Genomic DNA, 23595 nt, shown 5'->3' on the forward strand with positions numbered 1-23595 from the left:
CGACACCTCTATTCCCAAGGAGACACCCCGTGACCGATATCCAAGCCACCATCGCTCCCCTGCAAAACGCCCGTATCGCCGTGCTCGGCTACGGCAGCCAGGGCCGCGCGCACGCGCTCAACCTGAAAGACTCCGGCCTCGACGTCGTCGTCGGCCTGCGTCCGGGTGGCCCCTCCTGGAGCCGCGCCTACGTGGATGGCTTCGCTGTCGCCGAGCCGGCCGATGCCGTGCGCGGCGCCGACCTGGTCGCCGTGCTCACCCCGGACATGACCCAGCCGGGCATCTACAAGGACGCCATCGAGGCGAACATGAAGCCCGGCGCGACGCTGCTGTTCGCGCACGGCTTCAACGTGCATTTCGGCCAGATCCAGCCGCGTGCGGACATCGACGTCGTGCTCGTCGCGCCCAAGGGCCCGGGTGCGCTCGTCCGCCGTGAATACGAGATCGGCCGTGGCGTGCCCTGCCTGTACGCGGTGCACCAGGACGCGACCGGCAAGGCCGCCGAGCGGGCCATGTCGTATGCGGCGGGCATCGGCGGCGCGCGCGCGATGCTGATCGAGACGGACTTCAAGGAAGAAACCGAAACCGATCTGTTCGGCGAGCAGGCCGTGCTTTGCGGAGGCGCCTCGGAGCTGGTGATCAAGGGCTTCGAGACCCTCGTCGAGGCCGGCTACCGTCCCGAGATCGCCTACTACGAGGTGATGCACGAACTGAAGCTGATCGTGGACCTCTTCTACGAAGGCGGCATCGCGCGCATGCTCGAGTTCGTTTCCGAGACGGCGCAGTACGGTGACTACACCCGCGGCCCGCGAGTGATCGACGAGGGCACCAAGGAGCGGATGAAGGCCGTCCTCAAGGATATCCAGGACGGCACCTTCGCCCGCGAATGGACGGCTGAATACAAGGCCGGCCTGCCGAACTACAAGGCCTTCAAGCAGCGCGACCTCGAACATCCGATCGAGAAGGTCGGCGCGCAGCTGCGTGCGCGCATGCCCTGGCTCGCCGCGAACCAGCCGAAACCCGCCGTGGAACCCGCCAAGGCGGAATAGGCCCGGCAAGCCTGGAGGTCTTCAGGAAGGGTGTCGTGGGAGGGATGTTGTGGGATCAGCCCTGGGTGGGATCCGCCCTGGGTGGGATCAGCCCTGTGGGAGCCGACCTTGTCGGCGATCCCGCGGCAGCGGGCCCGTTCGACGCGAGCGTCCATCGCCGCTGAAGCGGCTCCCACAACACCCCTCCCACAAGCCACCGCTTCGAAAAAAACCACCACTTCGCCAAGCGTCATTCCACCGACACCCGAAAGCACCGGTTCTTCGCTTCAAAGGAAACGACACACCGTGAACGCCCAACTGGACTCCGTCGGCGACATTCGCCGCCCCCCTTCGACCCACCCCCTGGCCGGCCAGACGATGACCGGTGCGGACATCGTCGTGCAGGTACTTGCCGACGAGGGTCTCGACGTCCTTTTCGGTTACTCCGGCGGCGCCATCCTTCCCGTGTACGACGCGGTATTCCGTTACAACGGCACCCATCCGCGCGAGGATGGCAGCGAGCCCATGCCCCTGATCGTGCCCGCCAACGAGCAGGGCGCCTGTTTCATGGCCGCTGGTTACGCGAGGGCTTCCGGCCGCGTCGGCGTCGCCCTGGTCACCTCCGGTCCCGGCGCCACCAACGCGGTCACGCCGGTGCGCGATTCCATGGCCGATTCCATTCCCGTGGTCGTCATCAGTGGCCAGGTGCCGACCGGTTCCATCGGCACCGACGCGTTCCAGGAAGCGCCCATCAGCACGATCATGGGTTCGTGCGCCAAGCACGTGTTCCTGGTGACCGATGCCTCCACGCTCGAAGCCACCCTGCGCACGGCCTTCCACATCGCACGCAGTGGCCGGCCCGGCCCCGTGGTCATCGATATACCCAAGGACGTGCAGAATACGCCCCTGGTCTTCCATGGCAGCCGGGAACTGGCCGTGCGTGGTTATCGCACGCGCCTGCACGCGGTCGAGTCCGCCACGATCGACGACCGGGCATGTGCGGCTTTCTTCGACGCCCTCGCCAAGGCGGAGCGGCCCTTGATCTACGCGGGGGGAGGCATCGTTTCGGCGGGCGCCTCCTCGGCCCTGCGTGAGTTCGCGCACGCGTTCGGCGTGCCCGTGGTCACCACGCTCATGGGCATCGGCGGCTTCGACACGACCGATCCGCTGGCCCTGCACATGCTCGGCATGCATGGCGCCGCCTATGCGAACTATGCGATGGACGATTGCGATTTCGTGCTTGCCCTGGGCGCGCGCTTCGACGACCGCGTGGTCGGCGTGCCCTCGAAGTTCGCACCCGGTGCGCGCACCGTCGCGCAGATCGATATCGATCCGGCGGAGATCGGCAAGGTCAAGGCGGTGGACTGGCACCACGTGGGCGCACTGGAAGTCTCGCTGCCCCGCTTGACGGCATATGGCAAACGCGCCGGTTTCCGGCCCGACTACGGGGCGTGGCACGAGCACGTCGCGGCGCTGAAAGCCCATCACCGCATGAATTTCTGCCGTGACAGCGAAGCCATCCAACCTTGCGCGGTGATCGAGGCGATCAACCGCATCACCGATGGCCGCGCCATCATCAGCACGGGGGTCGGCCAGCACCAGATGTGGGCAGCGCAGTATTTCGATTTCCGCGAGCCCCGGCACTGGCTCACCTCCGGCTCCATGGGAACGATGGGTTTCGGCCTGCCGGCCGCCATCGGTGCGCAGTTCGCGCGGCGCGACCGTGTCGTGATCGATATCGATGGCGACGCCAGCATCCGCATGAACATCGGGGAGCTGGAAACCGTCACCACCTATAACCTGCCGGTGAAGGTCGTGGTGCTGAACAACAGCGGCGACGGCATGGTGCGCCAGTGGCAGAAGCTGTTCTTCAAGGGCCGCTTCTCCGCGTCCGACAAGAGCCTGCACAAGAAGGATTTTGTCCGCGCCGCGGAGGCCGACGGCTTCGAGTGGGCGCGCCGCCTGGACGACCCGGCCATGATCGAGTCCACCATCGCCGACTTCCTCGCCTTCGATGGCCCCGCCTTCCTGGAAGTGGTGATCGACCCGGATGCCGGCGTCTATCCCATGGTCGGCCCCGGCGCGACCTATGCCGAGATGATCACCGGCGACTGGATTCCCAGCCGCGGCAGCGCACCGGTGTCGCGCACCGCCGAACCGACAGGGATGTTCTAGACATGCGCCACCTGGTTTCCCTCTTGCTGCAGAACGAAGCGGGCGCGCTGGCCCGCGTCGCGGGACTGTTCGCATCGCGTGGATACAACATCGAGTCGTTGACTGTCGCGGCAACGCACGACATGGACGCCTCCCGCCTGACCCTCGTCGTCTTCGGCGACGATGCCGTGATCGAGCAGATCGTCAAGCAGTCGGCCAAGCTCGTCGACGTGATCGAGGTGTCGCAACTGTCGGGCGAAGGTTATGTGGAGCGCGAGTTGCTGGTGGCCCATGTCGACACCCGCGACGTGGCGGCCATCGACGCGTGCCTTGGACGATTCGGAGCGCGACTCCTGCAGCGCACTGGCGACAGGTCGGTGGTCGAGTACACCGGTCGGTCGGAGGACATCGACGCCTTCCTGGACGCGCTTCGACACGCGGGCCGCATCGCCGACCACGCACGCAGCGGCATCGCGGCGATCGAATGGCCCCTGGTCGCGGCTTGACGCCACGGGCTCCGCACGACGGAGCCCGTGGCGCCAGATTCCGCGTCAGAAGTACCTGATTTCAAGCCCGATGTCGCTCGCGAACGCGATCTCGCCGGAGAGGTCGAGGTCGTTCACCGGGTTGAGCCTCGGACGGACGAGCAGGTCGACGCGCAGGTTCTTGATGGTGCCTGGCGCATCCGTGCTGCCCGGGTTTTTTACGAAACCTACCGCGTAGCGTCCATTGGTGATCGGCAGGTTCTCCTGGAAGGGAGTCGACGGCCCCCAGGTGGCGTTGCCGAGATCGGTGATGCCTTCGTTCGAACCGGTGGGATAGCCTTGCAGGCTATCGATCCTGGTCGACTGCGCGTCGAACAGCAGGAACAGCTTACCGGGACTGGAGACGCCATCCTGGTCGTACATCTTGAATACTTCCGGCAACGCGGCATCGCCGCCCCTCGCTTCCGTGACCACGAAGGCGAATCGCGCCGGATTGGCGCAGTCGACCAGGGTCCTCATCTTTCGTTCGTCCAGGCTGGTCGGCTTGGACGGATCGGGGTTCAGCATTTCGCGGGTGATCGTACCCAGGTCGATCGAGCCACCACCGACGGTGACGTTGCAGGCGGCTCCCGGAACGATGCTTCCTTCGATGAGAAGGTCCGTACTTTCCGCGTTTACCGCTGTCGATGCCGCCATCGACAGCGATGCCGATACGAACAAGGTGGCCAGTTTCATGCGCTTCTCCTCTCCATGATGGAACGTGATGTCAGAAGTACCGGATCTCGAATCCGAGAGTGCCGGAGAACGTGATGTCGTCGGTCAGCGCCAGTTCGTTCAAGGGCTTGATCAACGGGTTTACGAGCAGGTAGGTATCGAGGTGGCCGATGGGACCCGGCGCATCGAAGCTGCCATCGGCCGTCACGAAGCCGATCACGATGGATGCCCTGCCGATGGGTACCGTGCTGAACGTGGACGGTCCCCATGCCGCGGTCCCGAGGTCCTGGCTATCCGCACTGGTGTAGTAGGCATCGCTGCCCTCGATATGGGCCGACGCATTGTCCAGGCGCACGAACAGGCTGCCCACGGACGATGCGTTCGTCGTCGAGAAGAGCCCGAGGTCGTAAGCGTCGCCGGGTTCGTCCCGTGGCGATACGTTGGTCGACACGAGGGCGTAACGCATGGGCGTGGCGCAGTCGATATGCATCTTGACCCTGCGCACGCCGAGTTCGGTATACAACGTCGGATCGGGATTGAGCTTGTTGCGCGAGATCCGTCCGTAGTCCATTCCAGGGCCTACCGTCATCTCGCAAGCCTGGCCCGGCGTGATGCTGCCGGCGACCTGAAGGTCGACGTTCGATGCATGCGAGGAAGCGGCGAGTGACGCGAGAGCGAGTGCTGTCAAACCATGTTTCACGGAATAGATCCTTATGCAACGACTTCAGTAGATGATTTCGAAACTCACGAGGCCATCCGCCTCGATGTCTTCGCCGCGTGGAAGCACGTGCGCGGGTGCGATGTAGATTTCCGCGTCGAGCACCACGTCGAGGGTGGCCACCGCGGCAGGCTCCACCGTCGTGTGATGTGGCCTGGCGTAACCCATGCGTTCAAGCGGGGCATGACTGGCTACGGGGCTGTCGGTCGCGAGCGCCCACGAGCGCCCACCGTCGGAGGATCGCGACGCGAGCAACTCGCCTTGGCCGGATGGGGCGGTCGCACCCCAGCGAAGCACGTAGGCACCGATGTTCGCACCCGTGCGATGGGTGCCGAGCCCAAACAGCTGGTCGTCCGTATACCGCACGCCGAGACCTTCCGGCGTGGCTACCGTTCCCGCTCGCTCATCGCGCTGGACGCGCAACGCGATCGGCATGGGCGCATCGCAACGCACCTGCAACTCCCCGCGCTGCGTCGGATGGATGAGGGTGGAGGCGCCCCGGCTGTCCAGGTCGGTGGAACGAAGCGTGCCGAAGGAGATGTGCCGGACGACCTCCACGCGGCAACTTCCCGCGATCGCCTCGGCATGCACCGAAAGGTCCCGCATGGCCCCGCTCGCCGCCGCTTCCACCCGGCCCTGGGCCAGCCATTGGGTGGCGTCGCCGACATTCAGCGCGTCCGCATCGAGCCTTGCATCGATGTCGATGTAGACGCTGAATACCCGGCCGGTGGCGATGTGTCCCGCCTTCACCGGCGTAATCCCCTGTTCGGGGAACCAGGGCAACGACGCTCCCACTCGTGCCGGCGTGGCGCCGAGGCTGTCCAACTGGCCCAGGTCCACCCGCTCGCCGTCGAGCAGGCCGTCGCGCAACCGGAGCGAGAACCGGCCCCGGTCCGCGAAGCGAAATGCCTGCGCGTCCCGTGCCGTGGCCCGGAAGAACACCGTCATGTCTTCCGGTTGCGAGCAACTCACATCCAGCCTTGCCGTGCGCAACGGCAATACCAGTTCACCATCCTCCGCAGGTGCGATGGTCGCGCGGCTGAGCCGGCCGTAATCGATCCGGGTCGTGCTCGACGTCACCTCGCAGACGGCGTCCCTGGCATAGCTGGCCGGTGCGAGTGACAGCATCCAGGCCAGGACGACTCCCCTGGCCAGGCACCTCGCCAGGAACGGGGTTCGTAGCGACATCATGGGCCGAGCCCTCCCACCACACGACAAACCGCCGTGGCCGATTCGTAATACGCGCCCAGATCGACTTGCTCTTCCAGCCGGAACTCCAGTTCGCAGCGCGGCAGGTCCGGTGCGCTCACCGACAGGCGTGGCGTCGCCAACGCGTTCGCGACGAATATCTGGCCACCGCCCTGCACCAGGCTGACCAGCTCGCCTTGCTCGTCCGTCACGGTGGCGCCCTCTGGCAGGCTTCGCCCATCCACCGTCATCGCGGTAAGCAGCACGCGGCGGGTCTTCGACATACCGAAGGTCAGGGAGGCGACCGCACCCCGGCCGGCTTCGACGACGGCGGCTCCGTTCTCGATATCCACGTTGCGCGGCAGCGAATCGGTGGCGACTTCGATGCTGCTCTTCCCGAACGGTGCGAGCTGCGGCAACACGGCGTAACCGCGGGCGTCGGTCCATACCGGGCCGCTCGGTGTCGAGATGCGAACGCCGGCGCTATCGCCTGCCGAGAGCACGCCGAACGTGTCGCGCACGGGATACGGCGATGCCGTCAGCCCATGCGCGTGCCACAGGACGCCGCCGCGCACCCCGATACCGTACGTCGTGCTGTTGGCGTTTCGCGTGTAGCTGCCGTCGACCTGCGCATAGCGCGGCAATAGCGACACTCCCGCGTCGAGGCTGCGACGCCGGTCGCTTGAGCGGTACTCCAACCCGGCGCGGTAGCTCGCATAGTCGCTGACCTGTTCGGAGAAGTGGGCGCCGTAACGTGTCTCGCCCGCATAACGGCGCACGGAGCTACCCACGCGGCCGCTTTCCCCGAATGGAACGCTGATATTGAGATACACGCTATTGCCCTGCTGGCGGCGCGCGCGCCCGAGGTTCCACTCGGCGGACAGCGAAACCGATGCCCGGCCCAGGCGCGAAGCCCATGAACCGAGCGCGCGGCTGGTGCCTCCGCGATTGAACAGCAGGGTTCGGGAATATCCCGCGCTGACGCTACCCAGGCGGGGATGCGACCACGATACGCTCGCCGAGGACTGGTTCCGGTAACGCGACCCCTGCGAGGCGATGTTCCTCACGACCGTCGTGTCCAGCAGGTCCCGGAATCCCCGGCTCTGCCGCGAATGGGCGAGTCCGATCGACCAGCGGCCGTCCAGTCGCTGCGACAGGGTCAGCATGCCCTGCCATCCCTTGGCGCCTTCACGCGCCGCATTCGATCCAGCCACGTTGACGTTGAGTTGCGTGTCCCTGGCCACCGTCGCACCGACACCCAGCCCGATGGCGTGGTAGCGGGAGGCGGCCATGATGCCGGCACTCAGCGACATGTTCCGTTGGAACGATCCGCTCCAGCCCCCGCTGACGACCCAGGGCGCCTCGGTGCCGCCGGTGTTGCGCAACCTCCCGAGCGCAATCGCATAGCCCGGCGCCGTGTCCAGTGCACCTGCAAGGGCGCCGCTCACCGTGAATCGCTGTGCTTCGCCGTCGGTGCCGGTGACGGTGACATCGAGGTCGGAGTAGCGATTGATACGAGGGATGCCGATCAAGGTGAACGGCCCCTGTGGCACGACCGTGGAATACACGAGCACGCCGTCCTGCCTGACCTCGATGCGCGCCGGGCCCTGTGCGATCCCTTCCACCGTCGCGCCCGCGCCCTGATGGGCCAATGCCTGCTCGCTCGTCACCTGCGCGCCCGTGAGCTGCGCACCGGACAGGGCGGGATTCACGACGTTGATTTCACCGAGCTGGACGACGGCACGCTGTTCGGCGAACGAACGGCTGGCATAGGTGTCGAGCACCTCCATGCGCTGGCGCCCGCCGGTGGACGTGGATACCTGGCGACTGCGGACGACCCAGTCACCCGCATTGAAGCCCAGTTCGGTGTTGGCCGACCTGTAGCGGCTCGTACGCGAGCCCCAGCGACTGTCCAACCCGACGATCTCGTAATTCAACAGCGCCGCCGTGCCGCCGCGCACGTAGCCCGACAGGTCGCGTCGCCGCGTGCGCAACGCCTCGGTCGGCACCAACAGCGAGATCGTCGCCTTTGCCGGACTCAGTTCGACCTTCGACGACGGATAGATCGTCGCCAGGTCCACGCATGTCGACGCGGCTGGATCGCGGAGGGTGGGAAGTTCCGCATCCACTTCCGCCACGTCCAGCAGTTCCCGATCGATGCATAACGCACCGCGGCTATCGAAGCGTGCCTTCGCCGAACCCATGGCCTTTCCGTTGACCTCCAGGGAAACCACATGACGACCTTCCGTAAAGCGCGGAGCGCTGCGGAAGTACCTGGCGAGCTTCGGGTCGATGCCGCGAAGCTTCAACATACGCTCGTCGAACTCGATGTCGGCATCGGTGTCCCCGCCTTCGGACACGGAAGGCGGCATCGACGCCGCGTTGGCCGCCCCGGCATCGACCCGGGCGTTCGCCATGTCCGGCGCACACGCCAGCGGAAGGAGCGCCAGACGCAGCTGTGCGCCGCACAGGCGGCGCCCGGTCGTGGGCGAATTCACGAGTACAGCCTCGCACTCAGTCCGTGGCGATGGACAACGACGCGTCGTAGGAGTCCACCGCGAAGCCGTAGACGGTCGCCGGATACAACCGTACCGCCGTGGCGTTACGGGCGCTTTCGGGTAATGGCAGCGCGTGGCGGCTTCCCGGCAGCACGTAACCGGCGGGAACCCGCACCGAGGTCATCGTCGGCAGAAGGACCACTTCCTGGCCCATGCGCACCACGTAAGGGGTATCGTTGCGAACGACGAGCTCGCCCCGGGCGATGGTCCAGGTCAGTCCTTTCCACGGTTCCCGGTTCGGGGCCAGACCCTTGGGATGCAGGATCACCGGAAGGTTCTGGCGGATATTCACTGAAACCGTGGCACGGCCCGGCTCCAGCTTGTTCTTCGGCTGCAGCCCTTCGAACACCACCCGCTTCAGACGCTGTGTCTTGAGGGGCGCGGCGTTACGCAGGATGAACCTGACGAGCTGGTTCTCACCGGGTTCCACGCGGGACACCGGAGGCGTGACGAACAACAACGGCTCGGTGTCTTCGGGAATGTCCTGCAACGTCACATGCAGGAGCGAGGGTTTCGGATCGCTGTTCCTGACATTGATCGTCGCCTCGCCCTTGTCTTCGTAGACGATGACGACGGAGGTCTCCGGCAGCATGCCGTCCGCGAAGACAGGCGCTGCCGGGAGTAACCCCGACAGCGCCACGGCAAGCATGCGGCGCATCAATAGAAGATTTCGATGGTGGCCCTTCCGGAGAGCGTCACGTCTTCGTTGACGACCGGGTCCTTCGCCAGCACGGCGTCGATCTTCAGCGGCACCGTCAGGTCGGCCAGGGCGACCGGCTCGGTCGCGCCGGCATCGTTGGCGAAAGCGAACGCCTCCCCATCGTTATCGAATGCCACCATGCCGGTCGCTGGCGTACCCCATGCCGTGCCCGCGCCGCCGTCGGTGGACTTCAACACGTACTTCGATGTCATGGCGTCGGCGTCGATGCTCAGCTTGAAGTAGCCGTTCGGATTGTTGCCGCCGCCCTGCTCGTTCCTGCCGAGGCTGTAGTGGTTGGCGCCGGCGGTGGAAACGCCTTCACCGGAATCGGTGGCCTTCAGGCGGAATCGTGCGGCGGTACCCTGGCAATCGATGCTCAGGCTCGCGTCCTTCGGCTCAAGCGGCAGGTCCTGGCCTGGGGTGAAATCCGAAAGCTTCACCGGATCGAGTTGCACTTCCGACGGGCCGAGGATCGACACGCTGCACGACGCCGGCGTGATCGTGCCGGATACCTTGAGTTCGGCGGTGTCGGCGGCCGTGGCGGCCAGCGGGGCCAGGAACGCCAGGGTGACGCCGGTAAACAGAGCAATATGACGCATTTCGCATGTTCTCCTTGAAGCGAGGCGGCATCGTAGTGATGGCACGGCGTCGGCCGATATAGGATCACTCCTAAAACCGACAACTACTTGGTCGTGACGACCTGAAAGAGTAGGCTCGACGCATGAATCGCCGTGCCGCCCTTTCGCTGCCGCCGCCTCTTGCCGACACCTCGGCGCTCGGACGTGAGCAAGACCTGCTGGGTCTTTCCGACGAGCCGTCGATCCACTATCTCGACCACGGCTCGCGCAGCCGCCTGATCCGCTGGCACTACCACCCGGCGTACGAGTTGCACCTCATCGTGGCCACCGAGGGAACCGCCTACGTCGGCGATTACGAAGGCCGGTTCTCCCCATACACCCTGATGCTCACCGGCCCCAACGTGCCGCACAACTGGGTGACCGACGAGACGTGCGAGCCCGTGGCGCTGCGCGACCGGGTCATTCTTTTCTCCGAGGCGTTCGTTCGCCGTTGCATCGATTTCCTGCCATCGGCGCGTCACGTCAAGTCGCTGCTGCTGGAAGAAGCCCGCTACGGCATCGCGTTTTCGCCCGAACTCGGGCGCAGCCTCGAACCGTATTTCCGCCGGGTGGCGGAGCATCCCGGGTTGCGCCGCGTGGCCAGTTTCTTCGAGATGATCGAAGCCCTGGCCGAGGACACGACGCGGCATTCGCTCAGCAGCCGTCCCTTCCAGGCGTCGGCGGATCCCAGCCAGTCGATGAAACTGCATCTCGCGGTGACCTATATCGACCGCCACCACGCGGGCGACGTATCGTTGAAGACCGTCGCCGACCGGCTGGGCATGTCCGAGACCGGGTTCTCACGCTTCTTCCACCAGCACACCGGCTACCGCTTCATCGATTACGTGAACCAGATCCGCATCCAGCGTGCCTGCGAAAAACTGGTGTCGTCGGCAGGTTCGATCACCGACATCTGCTACGAGGCCGGTTTCAGCAACCTGTCCAACTTCAATCGCCGCTTCCTGATCCTCATCGGAATGACGCCGCGCGAATACCGGATGCGCCATCGGCGGCCGCCCGCCGATCTCTGATGATGCGTCGCCGCACGACGAGCGCCATCGCGCACGCCACGGTCTTCATTTCACATACTTTCATGCCGGCGAACTCGCTTGCTGCAATGCGGCAATATGGCCGGCGCGCGGCGCCTCGTGCGGGAGCGGTGCCACTCGCCATGGCAAGAAAGTATGTATTTTCACCATAAAACGACACGGCACGTATTGGTGAGCACCACCGCGCTGAACCTATAAACGCACATCCATTCGACCGCCCACCCAGGGAGGCAAGATGAGCGATTACCGGAACCGGCTCGGCGCACTCGCCATCACCCTGTTCGCCACGCTGCCGGGCGTCGTGGCCGTGGCACGCGCCGACACGACGCTGACGATCGGCACCGTGAACAATGCCGACATGGTGCGCATGCAGGCGCTCTCTTCCGAATACGAGAAGGCGCATCCGGACGTGCACCTCAACTGGGTGGTGCTGGAGGAAAACACGCTACGCCAGCGCCTCACCACCGACATCGCCACGCATGGCGGCCAGTTCGACGTGATCACGATCGGTGCCTACGAGGCGCCACTATGGGGCGCCCAGCAGTGGCTGAAGCCGCTGGACAACCTTCCCGCCGATTACGCCGCCGACGACATCTTCAAGAACGTGCGTGAACAACTGACGGTAGAAGGGCATCTCTATGCGCTGCCCTTCTACGCCGAAGCCAGCATCACCTACTTCCGGACCGATCTCTTCGCCAGGGCGAACCTGACCATGCCGGCCGCACCGACCTGGGACCAGATCCGCGGGTTCGCACGGAAACTCCACGATCCCACGCACGGCGTGTACGGCATCTGCCTGCGCGGCAAGGCCGGCTGGGGCGAGAACATGGCCCTGCTCGGCACCATCGTGAACAGCTGGGGCGGCCGCTGGTTCGACGAAGGATGGAAGCCACAGATCGACACGCCGGAGTGGCACCAGGCCGTGAATTTCTATGTCGACCTGCTTTCGAAATACGGACCGCCCGGCCCCTCGGACAACGGGTTCAACGAGAACCTGGCGCTGTTCTCGGCGGGGCGTTGCGCGATGTGGGTGGATGCGAGCGTCGGCGGTGGCACCGTCGCCAATCCCAAGGAAAGCTCGGTGGCCGGCAAGGTCGGCTTCGTGCGCTCGCCACACCAGGTCACGGACCGCGGTTCGTCATGGCTCTGGGTCTGGTCGCTCGCGATCCCCGCCAGCTCCCGCCAGGCCGATGCCGCACGTGACTTCATCCTCTGGGCTACGTCGAAACCCTACCTGCGCATGGTCGCCGAAAAATATGGCGAGGAATCCACGCCGCCCGGCACCCGCGAATCCACGTACGCCAACGAGGCCTATATCAAGGCCGCTCCTTTCGCGCGGGTGACCTACGATTCGCTGAAAGCGGTCGACCCCGCGCACCCGACGTTGAAGCCTGTCCCTTACAAGGGCATCCAGATCGTCTCGATTCCGGAATTCCAGGCCGTCGCCACCCTGGTCGGCAGGCAGATCGCCGGTGCGCTCGCCGGGCGCGGCAACGTGGATGAACTGTTGCATACGGCGCAGGGCGCCGTCGATCGCACCATGAAGCGCGCCGGGTACTACGACAAGAAACCGGTCATCCAGAAGGAGTCGTCGCCATGAACGCGCGCATCCGCAAACGCCCGGAACGATGGCTCGCGCAACCGGCCATCCTGATGCTTCTGGCATGGATGATCGTGCCGCTGGCGATGACGCTGTACTTCTCCACGCAGTACTACAACCTGCTTTACCCGGGGAAGTCGGCCTTCGTGGGCCTGGAGAATTTCGCCTATTTCTTCACCTATCCCAGCTTCTGGGCTTCCGTGTTCAACACCATCGTGCTGGTCGGCAGCGTACTCGTCATCACCGTCGTGGGTGGCGTGCTGGTATCCGTGCTGGTGGACGAGACCTTCCCCGGCCAGGGCATCGTGCGCATGCTGCTGATCTCGCCGTTCTTCATCATGCCCACCGTGGCCGCGCTGGTCTGGAAGAACCTGCTGATGAACCCGGTGTCCGGCTTCCTCGCCTGGGTATGGAAGCTGTTCGGTGCCACGCCGGTGAACTGGTTCGCGGACTGGCCGCTGCTTTCGGTGATCGTGGTGGTCTCGTGGGAATGGTTGCCCTTCGCCATCCTGATCTTCGTCACCGCCCTGCAATCGCTCGACCGCGAGCAACTGGAAGCGGCGCGCATGGACGGTGCGCGCGGCATGGCGATCTTCCGTTACCTCACCCTGCCGCATCTCGCCCGGCCCATCGCGGTGGTGGTGATGGTGGAGGCGATCTTCCTGCTCAACATCTTCGCCGAGATCTACGTCACCACCAACGGGGGACCGGGTGACGCGACCACCAACATACCGTTCCTGGTCTACACCCAGGCCCTGCTGGAATTCGACGTGGGCGCCGCCTCGGCCGGCGGCCTCGTCGCGGTGGTGCTGGCCAACATCATGGCGGTGTTCCTCATCCGCCTGATCGGCAAGTCGTTGACGGCGCGTTGAGGAGGACACCATGGCCCACAAGAAACCGCAGCGCCGCCTCGCCCGCACGATCCGCGCCATCGCATCGTGGATCGTCGCCCTCGTGGTCTTCTTCCCCATCCTCTGGATGCTGCTGACCAGCTTCAAGTCGGAGCTCGATGCGTTCAGCATGCCACCGCATTTCCTGTTCAAGCCCACGCTGGAGAACTACGAACAGGTGCTCGCACGCGCGAACTACCTGCACTACGCATGGAACTCGATCGTCACCGCCGGCGGCGCGACGGTCCTGGGCATGATCGTGGCCGTGCCCGCGGCCTACGCCTTCGCCTACCACCCGACGAAACGCACCAAGGACGTGCTGTTGTGGATGCTGTCGACGAAGATGCTTCCCGGCGTGGGCGTGCTGGTGCCGATCTACCTGATCTGCCGCGACCTGAACCTGCTCGACTCGAAGACCGCCCTTGTCGTGATCTTCGCGCTGATCAACCTGCCGATCATGGTCTGGATGATCTATACCTACTTCCGCGACATTCCCTACGACATCCTGGAGGCGGCGCGCATGGATGGCGCGAGCACGTGGCAGACCATGTTCCGGGTGTTGATCCCGGTCAGCCGCGGCGGACTCGCCTCGACGGCGCTGCTCTGCCTCATCCTGTCCTGGAACGAGGCGTTCTGGTCGCTCAACCTCACCACCACCAGCGCGGCACCACTGACCGCGCTGGTCGCCTCGTTCTCCAGCCCCGAGGGACTGTTCTGGGCGAAGTTGTCCGCCGTGTCGACGCTGGCCTGCGCACCGATCCTGGTGCTCGGCTGGTTGTCGCAGCGACAGCTCGTCCGCGGCCTCACCTTCGGCGCCGTCAAATAGGAGCCCTTCCCATGTCCCGTCTGGAAATCCGTTCGCTGCGCAAGTCGTTCGAAGGCGTCGACGTCATCAAGGGCATCGACCTCGTGGTCGAGGACCGCGAGTTCTGCGTCTTCCTGGGCCCTTCCGGCTGCGGCAAGTCGACCACCTTGCGCCTTATCGCCGGGCTGGAGGAAGCCGACGATGGTCAGGTCCTGCTCGACCAGGACGACATCACCGATCGTGCCGTCGACAAGCGCGACCTCGCGATGGTGTTCCAGAGCTATGCGCTCTACCCGCACATGACGGTGCGCGAGAACATGTCCTTCGCCCTGAAGCTGGCGAAGATGGACCCGCGCGCCATCGACGAGAAGGTAGCCCGCGCGACCAAGATCCTCGCCCTGGAACCTTACCTCGAGCGCAAGCCATCCGCGCTGTCGGGCGGGCAGCGGCAACGCGTGGCGATCGGCCGCGCGATCACCCGCGAGCCACGCGTATTCCTGTTCGACGAACCGCTTTCCAACCTCGACGCCGCGCTGCGCGCCGCCACGCGCCTGGAGATCGCGCGGCTGCACCAGGAACTCAACGCCACGATGATCTACGTCACCCACGACCAGGTCGAGGCGATGACCCTGGCCGACCGCATCGCCATCTTCAGCGAGGGACGCATCGAGCAGATCGGCAAGCCGATGGAGCTCTACCGCAAGCCGGTGAACCGTTTCGTCGCGGGATTCCTGGGCATGCCGCGGATGAATTTCCTCGACGCCACGGCGGAAGGGGGCACGTTCCGCCTTCGCAATGGCAACACGGTCGCCGTACCGGGCGCATCGGCGGGCACGGGTGCCGTCACCATCGGTATTCGCCCCGAGCATCTCCAGGTCTGCGACGGCGATGGCACCGGCGAAACCGTCACCGGCAAGCTCACCGTCGTCGAGCGGCTGGGCAGCGAGACCTACGCCTATGTCGACGTGCCGCAGGTCGGCTCGATCACGGTGCGTGCCGATGGCGACTTCGACCGCCGCGCAGGCCGCGATATCTGTATCCGCCTGGACCTCACCCACGCCCACCTCTTCGATACCTCCGGTGTCGCCATCCACCATCCGTAAGAACCCCGCCATGCCCGTTTCCCTGAGCAACGAGACCCTCGGCCAGCTGCCCCCGGGCGTCGAGCCGCCACCCTTCGACCGGCGCACGGTGAAGGCCGGCATCGCGCATATCGGCGTCGGCGCCTTTCATCGCGCACACCTGGCCATCTATACGAACCGCGTGCTCGCCGACGAGGACATGCGCGAGTGGGGCATCCTCGGGATCAACCTGCTCGAACACGACGAACCGCTGGCCGATGCCTTGACGGCACAGGATGGCCTGTACTCGGTCAGCGAGTTCGATGCGAAAGGCGTACGCACGACACACCTCGTCGGCGCCATGGTGGACTACCTGTATGCGCCCCGCGATGGCTCCCGGGTGCTCGGGCGACTCGCCGATCCTTCGATCCGGATCGTCTCGCTCACCATCACCGAGGGCGGCTATCTCATCGACGAACACGGAAACTTCCGCGTCGACGATGCCACGGTGGCGCACGACCTGGCGCATCCCGATTCGCCGCGCGGCGTCTTCGGCTACCTCGTGGGCGCGCTGGAACGGCGTCGTACCGCCGGTATTCCCGCGTTCACGGTGATGTCGTGCGACAACCTGCGGCATAACGGTGCGCAGGCGAAGAAGGCCGTCCTCGCGTTCGCACGAGCCCGTTCGCCGGAGCTTGCCGAATGGATCGAGCGAGAGGTGGATTTTCCCAACGCCATGGTCGACCGCATCACCCCCGCGACCACGCCCGCCGTGCGCGAGCAGTTGAATGCCGCCACCGGGCTCGACGACCGGGCACCGGTGGTCTGTGAAGACTTCATCCAGTGGGTACTCGAAGATACGTTCCGCCATGGCCGTCCGGCGTGGGAGCGCCATGGCGCGCAGATCGTGAGCGACGTCTCGCCCTATGAGGACGCCAAGATCCGCCTGCTCAACGGGTCCCACCAGATGCTCTCGTACCCCGCCTTCCTCGCCGGTCATCGCCGCGTGGACGAGGCCGTGAAAGATCCGCTGTTCAATCGTTACCTCTCGGATTTCCTCGACCACGATGCGGGCGTCTGGTTGACCTCGCTGCCGGGCATGGACCTCGATCCGTACAAGAAGAAATTGCTGGAGCGCTTCAGCAACGCGTCGATCGCCGATCAGCTCGACCGGCTCTGCCTCGACGGCGGTTCGAAGATTCCCGGTTTCCTCGGACCCACCCTCACCGCCTGCCTGGAACACGGCAGGGACGCACGCCGGCTCGCCTTCCTTCTTGCCGCGTTCGATCGCTACGTCCGCGTGGGCAAGGACGATCATGGCGAGGCCTATCCGCTGCGCGAACCGAATGCGATGCGGCTCGTCCAGCCGCTGATCGACAGCGGCTCGAAGGACACCCTGATCGAAAGCGTGGAACTGGTCGGCCCCCTGCCGGCCAGGGACCCGCGCTTCCGCAAGCAGTACGACACTTGCGTGGAGGCCCTCTCCTCGCACGGCGTACGGTGGACGCTGGAGCGGCTCGACGCCCTCCTCGACTGAAGCTTTACGGGGCCTACCCGGGGACTTCACCCGCGCGAACCTAGGTTGGCATCCAACGTGGCCGAGTGGAGTCCGCACATGCCTTACACCCCGACAAATCCCCAACCCCCGTTCGCCGAGCCGGGAAAGAATCGCCCGGATGATGAGATCCGCAAACCGGGAAGTTACAAGCCCGAGCGCGACGCGGACCCCGAGCCGCCGGTGGACGACGATCCGATCGAGCCGCTGGAGCGCTAAAGACCCGCCTCGATAAACACCCGGCCCGCTGTGAGCGGCTCTTGTGGGAGCCGCTTCAGCGGCGATGGGAGCTTGCCGCACCCTGGCCCGCTGCCGCGGGATCGCCGACAAGGTCGGCTCCCACAAAGACTTGGCTCGCCATGGGCGGCTCTTGTGGAAACCGCTGCTCTTGTGGGAGCCGCTTCAGCGGCGATGGGTGCTTGCCGCAACCTGGCCCGCTGCCGCGGGATCGCCGACAAGGTCGGCTCCCACAAGGCTGCGAAGTCGGCGATTCGTGCCGCCGGGTCGGCTAGACTTCTCCGCATGAGCCCCACCCCCCGCAAGCCTTCACCGCGTCGCAAGGCGACGCCCGCCGCGCGCAAGACCGCCGTGGCAGCGCCGGCAGCCCGCCCCGCCGACGCGTCGACCAACGCCGAGCGCGTGCTCGCCTTCCTGCTGAAAGGCCTGCCGCCCGCACGGCGCGAGAAGATCCACGCCTATCTCGTGCTCACGCGCATGGACCGGCCTATCGGCGCACTCCTGTTGATGTGGCCGACATGGTGGGCGCTGTGGCTCGCCGCGAAAGACTTTCCGCCCATCGGCCCGCTGGTCATCTTCACCCTTGGCGTCTTCGCCATGCGCTCGGCGGGTTGTGCCATCAACGACTATGCCGACCGCAAGCTGGACCCCCAGGTGACGCGAACGGCCGGACGCCCCATCGCCAGCGGACGCGTGACGCCGCGCGAAGCACTGATCGTCTTCGGCGGCTTGCTGCTGTTCTCGTTCATCCTGGTGCTGTTCACCAACAAGCTCACCATCCTGCTCTCCTTCGCCGGAGCGGCGCTGGCCGCGGTCTACCCGTTTACCAAGCGCTATACCAACCTGCCCCAGGTGGTGCTCGGCGCCGCGTTCGGATGGTCGATTCCCATGGCCTTCGCGGCGGTGACGAACACCGTGCCTCCGGTGGCATGGCTGCTATTCATCGCCAACATCCTCTGGTCGGTGATCTACGACACCGAATACGCGATGGTGGACCGCGACGAAGACATCAAGGCTGGCGCCAAGTCCACGGCCATCCTGTTCGCCGACGCCGATCTCGTGATCATCGGCGTGCTCATGGGCACGTTCCTGCTGGCGATGCTGCTCGTGGGAACGCGTTCAGCGCTGGCCTGGCCGTACTGGATCGGCCTGGCCGTTACCGCCGGACTGTTCGGCTACCAGCAATGGATCATGCGCGACCGCGATCGCGCCGCATGCCTCACCGCGTTTCGCCACAACAACTGGGTGGGGCTGGCACTCTGGCTCGGCATCGTCATCGCCCTCGCCTTGTGACCGGCATCACAGCGTGAAACGGCCGTCATCATTTGGCTCGATTGAAATCGGACCGTCATGAAACTTCAGCCGTTCCGTCATCGGTAACGCATAAGTTCTTGCGGGTCGCGGGCTTCCTGCCCCCACTCCCCCGGAAGACAAAAAAGATGCGTAAGACCCTGCTCAGCCGCGCCGTGCGCGCGGCGCTCGCCGGTGCGTTGCTCGTTTCCGCCGCCGCCCACGCGCAAGACGGCAATCCCGAGAAGAAGACGACCGACCTCGACAACGTCGTGGTCACGGCACGCTCGGGCGTGGAAAGCCGGACCAAGGCCGAGACCAGCTACTCGATCACCACGATCGACGAAGACCGTCTGCGCATGCAGGCGCCGACCAGCGTCACCGAAGCGGTGAAATCCGTTCCTGGCTTCTGGGTGGAATCGTCCGGCGGCGAAGCCTCGGGCAACATCCGTGCGCGTGGTATCCCGGTGGACGGTTACGGGTCGGTGACCTTGCTCGAGGATGGCATCCCGGTGCAGCACGATCCCGCGCTGGGCTACCTCAACGCCGACCAGGCCTTCCGCCTCGACGAGACGATCGAACGCGTCGAGGTGGTCCGCGGCGGTCCTTCGTCGGTGTTCTACTCGAATGCACCGGCCGGCGCGATTAATTTCATTCCGCGCAAGGTCGGCGACACGGCGGAAGGCCTGGTCAAGTACACCGTCGGCAATTATTCGCTGAACCGGCTCGACTTCTGGTACGGCACACCGATCGGTAGCGGCTGGAAACTCGGCGTCGGCGGATTCTGGCGCGTGGACGACGGCGTGCGCCGCCCGCAGTTCCATGCCGATGATGGCGGCCAGCTGCGCGCGACGCTGTCGAAGGAACTCGAGCACGGGGATATCAGCTTCGACGTGAAGCACATGGACGACAAGGTCGCCCTCTACCTCGGCATTCCGATGCGCACCAACGCCAGCGGCGACATTCGCGCCGTGCCCGGCTTCAACGGCAACTACGGGACGTTGGCCGGCCCCGAGACCGAGCACCTGAAGATGCGCGAAGCCGGCGGTGGCCTCTACGATTTCGACAACACCGAAGGCACGCACGTGAAGCGCACCCAGGTGTCGTTCAAGTTCGACCATGACCTCGGCGACGACTGGAAGCTTGCCGAATCGATGCGCTACAGCACGACCGACACCCAGCGCAATGGCGTTTTCCCGAACGCGTTGCAGAGCGCCAGCTCGTTCATCACCCAGGACAGCAAGCGCCTTTCGAGCATCCCTGGCGCCACGGCGTTGCAGTTCCGCTACGTCGACAACCCGTCGCAAGTCTTCAACGTGGCGAACCAGAACGGCAACGGGCTGGTCGTGACCGAAGGCCTTCGCGGCGTGACCTTGCCGGTGGACGAATTCATCAACGATACGCGCGTACTGCGCAAGTTCGAGTTCGGCGACCAGAGCCACGACGTCACCTTCGGCTATTACCACGCCAACTTCGAGCAGGATTTCGACCGTTACTCCTCGACCGTGCTGACCGATGCCCGGGACAACGCACGGCTGCTCGACCTGGTGGGCGTGGATGCCAATGGCAACGTCGTGGGTTCGTTGACCGACCATGGCTTCTATCGCTACGGATACGAGTGGGAACACGCCAGCGGCAAGTCGAAGACCAACGCTTTCTACGCCTCCGACGAATGGCAGGTCACGCCGGAGTTGCGCATCGACGGCGGCGTGCGCTGGGAGAAGGTGAACGTGGAGGGCTACACCGAAGGCAAGCAGACCGTCGATATCGGCGGCTCGCCGGCGGCCACGCAGGTGCTCACCGGAAATGGAAAGCTCGCCCACTACGACCAGTCGTTCGACAAGACGGGATGGACCCTCGGCGCCAACTGGCAGTTCTCGCCGCGCCAGGGCCTGTTCGCACGATGGACCTCGGCCTTCCGCCTGCCCAACCTCAGCACGTACATCACCAACCCGACGGCCACGCCGCTGCTGCAGACGATGGACCTCGCCGAAGCGGGCTGGAAGTACAGCGACCGCTTCATGGACCTGTACGCGACGGCGTTCTACACCAAGTACGACAACGTCAGCTTCACCAACAACGTGTTCGACCGCAACGGCAACACCTCCACGCCGCAGACGGGCTACGCGAACACCAAGACCTATGGCCTCGAACTCGAAGGCACGCTGTATCCGACGAAGTGGTTCGACGTGCAGTTCAACGCCACCTTGCAGGACCCGAAGTACAAGGGCCTGAGCTACACCGACGTGGTGGCCGGTGCGCCGGTGCTTCGCGATTACGACGACAACCAGCTGATCCGCGTGCCCAAGGTGAGTTACCGCATCGTCCCCGGGGTGAACCTGCTCGACGGCCGCCTGCGCCTGCAGGTGTCGTATGAGCATGAAGGCAAGCGTTACGTCGACACGGCTAACTCGGTCGTGCTTCCCTCGTACCACGTGGTGGGTGCCAGTGCGCGCTACGACGCGACGCCACAGCTTTCGTTGTTCCTCTACGCGGACAACATCACCAATTCGCTCGGACTCACCGAGGGCAACCCGCGCGCGGGCGAACTGGCCAGTTCCGACGCCGGCGCGAACACGTTCATCGCGCGCCCGCTGCTGGGCCGCTCGTTCCGCCTCGCCGCGATGTACCGTTTCTGATGCGGGCGCTGATCGCCCTCCTGCTGTGCTGCTTCGCCGCCGTCGCCATGGCGGCGGAGCGGGCGCCCGACCTCGTCCTCCGCGGCGAACTCACCGGTGCCGACCAGCACACGTATCGCGAGGTGCCCTTCGACGTACCCAGGGGCACGTCGCGGATCACCATCGACGTCGACTACACGGGTCGCGAGGAACGCACCACCGTCGACCTGGGCCTGCTCGGGCCGGGTGGGTTCGAGACGCAGGATGGCTTCCGTGGATGGAGTGGCGGCAGCAAGCGCCGCTTCACCGTATCGGCCACCGATGCCACGGCTTCCTTCCTCCCCGGGGCCATCGTGCCGGGACGGTGGCGGTTGCTGCTGGGCATCCCGAACATCCGTCCCGCATCGAAGGCCACGTATACGGCGCGCGTCTGGCTGTCGGGGGATGACGAAGGTTTTGGCCCGGAACATGGGCTGACCGCGCCCCTGTCCACGACGGAGCGCTGGTATCGCGGCGACCTGCACATGCATTCGGCGCACAGCGACGGCAACTGCCTCAGCGCCTCCGGCACCAGGAAGGTGCCTTGTCCGCTGCTCTTCACGTTGGCTTCGGCCGCGAAACGCGGACTGGATTTCATCGCCGTCTCCGAGCACAACACCATGTCGCAGGTATCCGGCATGCGCGAGATGCAGCCGTACTTCGACACCATGTTGCTCATCCCGGCGCGGGAGATCACCACGTTCTCGGGCCACGCCAACCTGTTCGGCGTCTCCCGTGCCGTCGATTTCCGCGTAGGGAGCAAGCAGGTGCCGGACTGGAACGCGCTCCTGGCCGACGTCGCGCGCGCCCACGGGCTGATCTCGGTGAATCACCCGCGCCGGCCGAACGACGAAACCTGCATGGGTTGCGGGTTCACGCCGGTCACGCCGGTGGACATGCACGGCTTTCAGGCCATCGAGGCCGTGAACGGCCGTGATGCCGAACGTGCCGACACCGGCATACCCTTCTGGGAGTCCCAGTTGAACGCGGGCCTTCGCATCACCGCCATCGGGGGTAGCGACAGCCATGTGGGCACGGATGATCCGCGTGATGCATTCGCCGGCGTGATCGGCACGCCGACGACGGTCGTGCACGCGCGTGAACTGTCGATGGAAGGCATCCTCGATGGCATCCGCGCGGGGCATGTATTCGTCGACACGGAGGGTTCGCGCGACCGTGCACTGGACGTGCTCGCGAGCAACGGCTCCTCGCGCGCCACGATGGGCGATGCGATCACGGTGGCTGGCGGCGCGACGCTCCATATAGGCGTTCGTACCACGGCGCTGCAAGGAAACGACATCGCGGTGACGATCGACGGCAAGCCGTTCGACGGCGTGCCAGTGAAGCGCATACCGGCGAATGGCGAAGCGTCGTTCGACTGGACGAGCGATGGCAAGCCGCACTGGTTGCGCGTGGACGTACGCTCGGCGGAAGGCAAGCTGCTGATCCTGGGTAATCCGGTTTATGTGAACTATTAGAGCATCGCCGACAAAGTCGGCTCCCACCGGGTTGCGGTGGCCTGGTGGGAGCCGACCTTGTCGGCGATGCTTCTAGCTTCCGCCATGGCTCGGCAGCGGCGTCCGTGCCAGTGCCCACACGTCCACCCGCTCGACGCCCACCGCCAATAATGCGCCAGCACACTCGGCGAGTGTCGCGCCCGTGGTCATCACATCGTCGACGACCGCCACGTGCTTCTGCCGTGGCACGCGGCTCACCGCGAACGCGCCGCGCACGTTGTCCTGACGTGCGGCCGCGTCCAGGTCGGTCTGCGCATCGGTCGTTCGCGCGCGTAGCAGCACGTCGCGCGCAAGCGGCAAGCGATAGCGGCGCGCCAGCGGCCGGGCCAGTTCCAACGCCTGGTTGTAACCACGGGCGCGCAACCGGCGTCCATGCAACGGCACCGGCACGATCAGTTCGGGCATGAGCGGTGGTGGCCCGGCTTCCATCCAGCACGCCGAAAGGACACGCCCCGCCGCGAGGCTTCCGCCGAACTTGAAGCGCATCTCAAGCGTGTCGAGTGGCCACGCGTAGGCAAAGGGCACCCACACATCCGCCCAGGGGCGGGGATGCCGCTGGCAGGTATCGCATTCCGGTGTCGGCTCGGCCAGGGGGAGCGCGCAGCGGCCGCACGACGACAGGTTGCCGATCAGCATGGACCGGCAACCCGCGCATAGTTCGAGTCCGCCGCGACCGGAGCCGGCGCAAAGCAGGCAACGCGGCGGCAGGATGAAGCGCCCCACCGACGCCAGTCGTTCCTTCCAGCGAAACGCGTCCATGCGCGGGATGGGC

The 23595-nt window shown here is 65.5% G+C and carries 20 protein-coding genes; 13 read left to right on the forward strand and 7 right to left on the reverse strand.

Annotated elements, in window-relative coordinates:
* The first annotated feature begins 29 nt into the window (after positions 1-29).
* The 3 genes from ilvC to ilvN all read left to right on the forward strand — a co-directional run bounded on the left by ilvC (position 30) and on the right by ilvN (position 3688).
* Positions 30-1049, forward strand: a complete 1020-nt coding sequence (gene ilvC, locus ACR9ZJ_RS03800) for a ketol-acid reductoisomerase (protein WP_481282260.1) — start codon at positions 30-32, stop codon at positions 1047-1049.
* A 357-nt stretch (positions 1050-1406) separates the two neighbouring features.
* Positions 1407-3203 (forward strand): biosynthetic-type acetolactate synthase large subunit, encoded by a 1797-nt coding sequence (gene ilvB / locus ACR9ZJ_RS03805; protein ID WP_481286952.1) that lies wholly within the window; start codon positions 1407-1409, stop codon positions 3201-3203.
* Between the two features lie 2 nt (positions 3204-3205).
* Positions 3206-3688, forward strand: a complete 483-nt coding sequence (gene ilvN / locus ACR9ZJ_RS03810) for an acetolactate synthase small subunit (RefSeq protein WP_481282259.1) — start codon at positions 3206-3208, stop codon at positions 3686-3688.
* A gap of 45 nt (positions 3689-3733) precedes the next feature.
* Here ilvN and ACR9ZJ_RS03815 read toward each other — a convergent pair whose 3' ends face one another.
* The 6 genes from ACR9ZJ_RS03815 to ACR9ZJ_RS03840 are packed head-to-tail and all read right to left on the reverse strand — an operon-like array spanning position 3734 to position 10144.
* Entirely contained in the window at positions 3734-4402 is a 669-nt protein-coding gene (locus ACR9ZJ_RS03815; protein ID WP_481282258.1) for a hypothetical protein, read from the reverse strand.
* A 31-nt stretch (positions 4403-4433) separates the two neighbouring features.
* The gene (locus tag ACR9ZJ_RS03820; RefSeq protein ID WP_481282257.1) at positions 4434-5081 is read right to left on the reverse strand and encodes a DUF1120 domain-containing protein; all 648 of its coding nucleotides are present in this window, start codon (positions 5079-5081) and stop codon (positions 4434-4436) included.
* A 24-nt stretch (positions 5082-5105) separates the two neighbouring features.
* Positions 5106-6290, reverse strand: coding sequence for a DUF1120 domain-containing protein (locus tag ACR9ZJ_RS03825; protein ID WP_481286925.1), 1185 nt, complete (start codon positions 6288-6290; stop codon positions 5106-5108).
* Positions 6287-8785 (reverse strand): fimbria/pilus outer membrane usher protein, encoded by a 2499-nt coding sequence (locus ACR9ZJ_RS03830; protein ID WP_481286926.1) that lies wholly within the window; start codon positions 8783-8785, stop codon positions 6287-6289. The genes ACR9ZJ_RS03825 and ACR9ZJ_RS03830 overlap by 4 nt, the downstream gene beginning before the upstream one ends.
* Before the next feature lie 16 nt (positions 8786-8801).
* The gene (locus ACR9ZJ_RS03835) at positions 8802-9503 is read right to left on the reverse strand and encodes a fimbria/pilus chaperone family protein (protein WP_481286927.1); all 702 of its coding nucleotides are present in this window, start codon (positions 9501-9503) and stop codon (positions 8802-8804) included.
* Positions 9503-10144 (reverse strand): DUF1120 domain-containing protein, encoded by a 642-nt coding sequence (locus ACR9ZJ_RS03840; protein ID WP_481286928.1) that lies wholly within the window; start codon positions 10142-10144, stop codon positions 9503-9505. Before ACR9ZJ_RS03840 ends, ACR9ZJ_RS03835 begins: the two co-directional genes overlap by 1 nt.
* Positions 10145-10266: 122 nt before the next feature.
* Between ACR9ZJ_RS03840 and ACR9ZJ_RS03845 the strand changes: the two genes are divergently transcribed.
* The 10 genes from ACR9ZJ_RS03845 to ACR9ZJ_RS03890 all read left to right on the forward strand — a co-directional run bounded on the left by ACR9ZJ_RS03845 (position 10267) and on the right by ACR9ZJ_RS03890 (position 22784).
* A complete protein-coding gene (locus tag ACR9ZJ_RS03845) occupies positions 10267-11193 on the forward strand; it encodes an AraC family transcriptional regulator (protein ID WP_481286929.1) in 927 nt (308 codons plus the stop codon).
* 253 nt (positions 11194-11446) lie between these two features.
* Positions 11447-12811 carry an ABC transporter substrate-binding protein gene (locus ACR9ZJ_RS03850; RefSeq protein WP_481286930.1) on the forward strand — a complete coding sequence of 455 codons (1365 nt, stop codon included), beginning with the start codon at positions 11447-11449 and terminating at the stop codon, positions 12809-12811.
* Positions 12808-13683 carry a carbohydrate ABC transporter permease gene (locus tag ACR9ZJ_RS03855; protein ID WP_481282250.1) on the forward strand — a complete coding sequence of 292 codons (876 nt, stop codon included), beginning with the start codon at positions 12808-12810 and terminating at the stop codon, positions 13681-13683. The genes ACR9ZJ_RS03850 and ACR9ZJ_RS03855 overlap by 4 nt, the downstream gene beginning before the upstream one ends.
* Before the next feature lie 10 nt (positions 13684-13693).
* Complete coding sequence (locus ACR9ZJ_RS03860; RefSeq protein ID WP_481282249.1) at positions 13694-14527, forward strand: carbohydrate ABC transporter permease; 834 nt, start codon at positions 13694-13696, stop codon at positions 14525-14527.
* 11 nt (positions 14528-14538) lie between these two features.
* Positions 14539-15609: an ABC transporter ATP-binding protein gene (locus ACR9ZJ_RS03865; RefSeq protein WP_481282248.1), complete on the forward strand. Its 1071-nt coding sequence runs from the start codon at positions 14539-14541 to the stop codon at positions 15607-15609.
* 10 nt (positions 15610-15619) lie between these two features.
* Positions 15620-17104, forward strand: coding sequence for a mannitol dehydrogenase family protein (locus ACR9ZJ_RS03870; protein ID WP_481286931.1), 1485 nt, complete (start codon positions 15620-15622; stop codon positions 17102-17104).
* 78 nt (positions 17105-17182) lie between these two features.
* Positions 17183-17341 carry a hypothetical protein gene (locus ACR9ZJ_RS03875; protein ID WP_481282246.1) on the forward strand — a complete coding sequence of 53 codons (159 nt, stop codon included), beginning with the start codon at positions 17183-17185 and terminating at the stop codon, positions 17339-17341.
* 303 nt (positions 17342-17644) lie between these two features.
* Positions 17645-18652 (forward strand): 4-hydroxybenzoate octaprenyltransferase, encoded by a 1008-nt coding sequence (gene ubiA, locus ACR9ZJ_RS03880; RefSeq protein WP_481282245.1) that lies wholly within the window; start codon positions 17645-17647, stop codon positions 18650-18652.
* Between the two features lie 146 nt (positions 18653-18798).
* Positions 18799-21288 carry a TonB-dependent receptor gene (locus ACR9ZJ_RS03885; protein ID WP_481286932.1) on the forward strand — a complete coding sequence of 830 codons (2490 nt, stop codon included), beginning with the start codon at positions 18799-18801 and terminating at the stop codon, positions 21286-21288.
* A complete protein-coding gene (locus ACR9ZJ_RS03890; protein ID WP_481286933.1) occupies positions 21288-22784 on the forward strand; it encodes a CehA/McbA family metallohydrolase in 1497 nt (498 codons plus the stop codon). Before ACR9ZJ_RS03885 ends, ACR9ZJ_RS03890 begins: the two co-directional genes overlap by 1 nt.
* A 72-nt stretch (positions 22785-22856) precedes the next feature.
* On the opposite strand, the gene ACR9ZJ_RS03895 is transcribed toward ACR9ZJ_RS03890, so the two are convergent.
* Positions 22857-23582, reverse strand: coding sequence for a ComF family protein (locus ACR9ZJ_RS03895; RefSeq protein ID WP_481286934.1), 726 nt, complete (start codon positions 23580-23582; stop codon positions 22857-22859).
* Positions 23583-23595: the final 13 nt, after the last annotated feature.

The organism is Luteibacter sp. KNZ12-1A, from assembly GCF_056755675.1.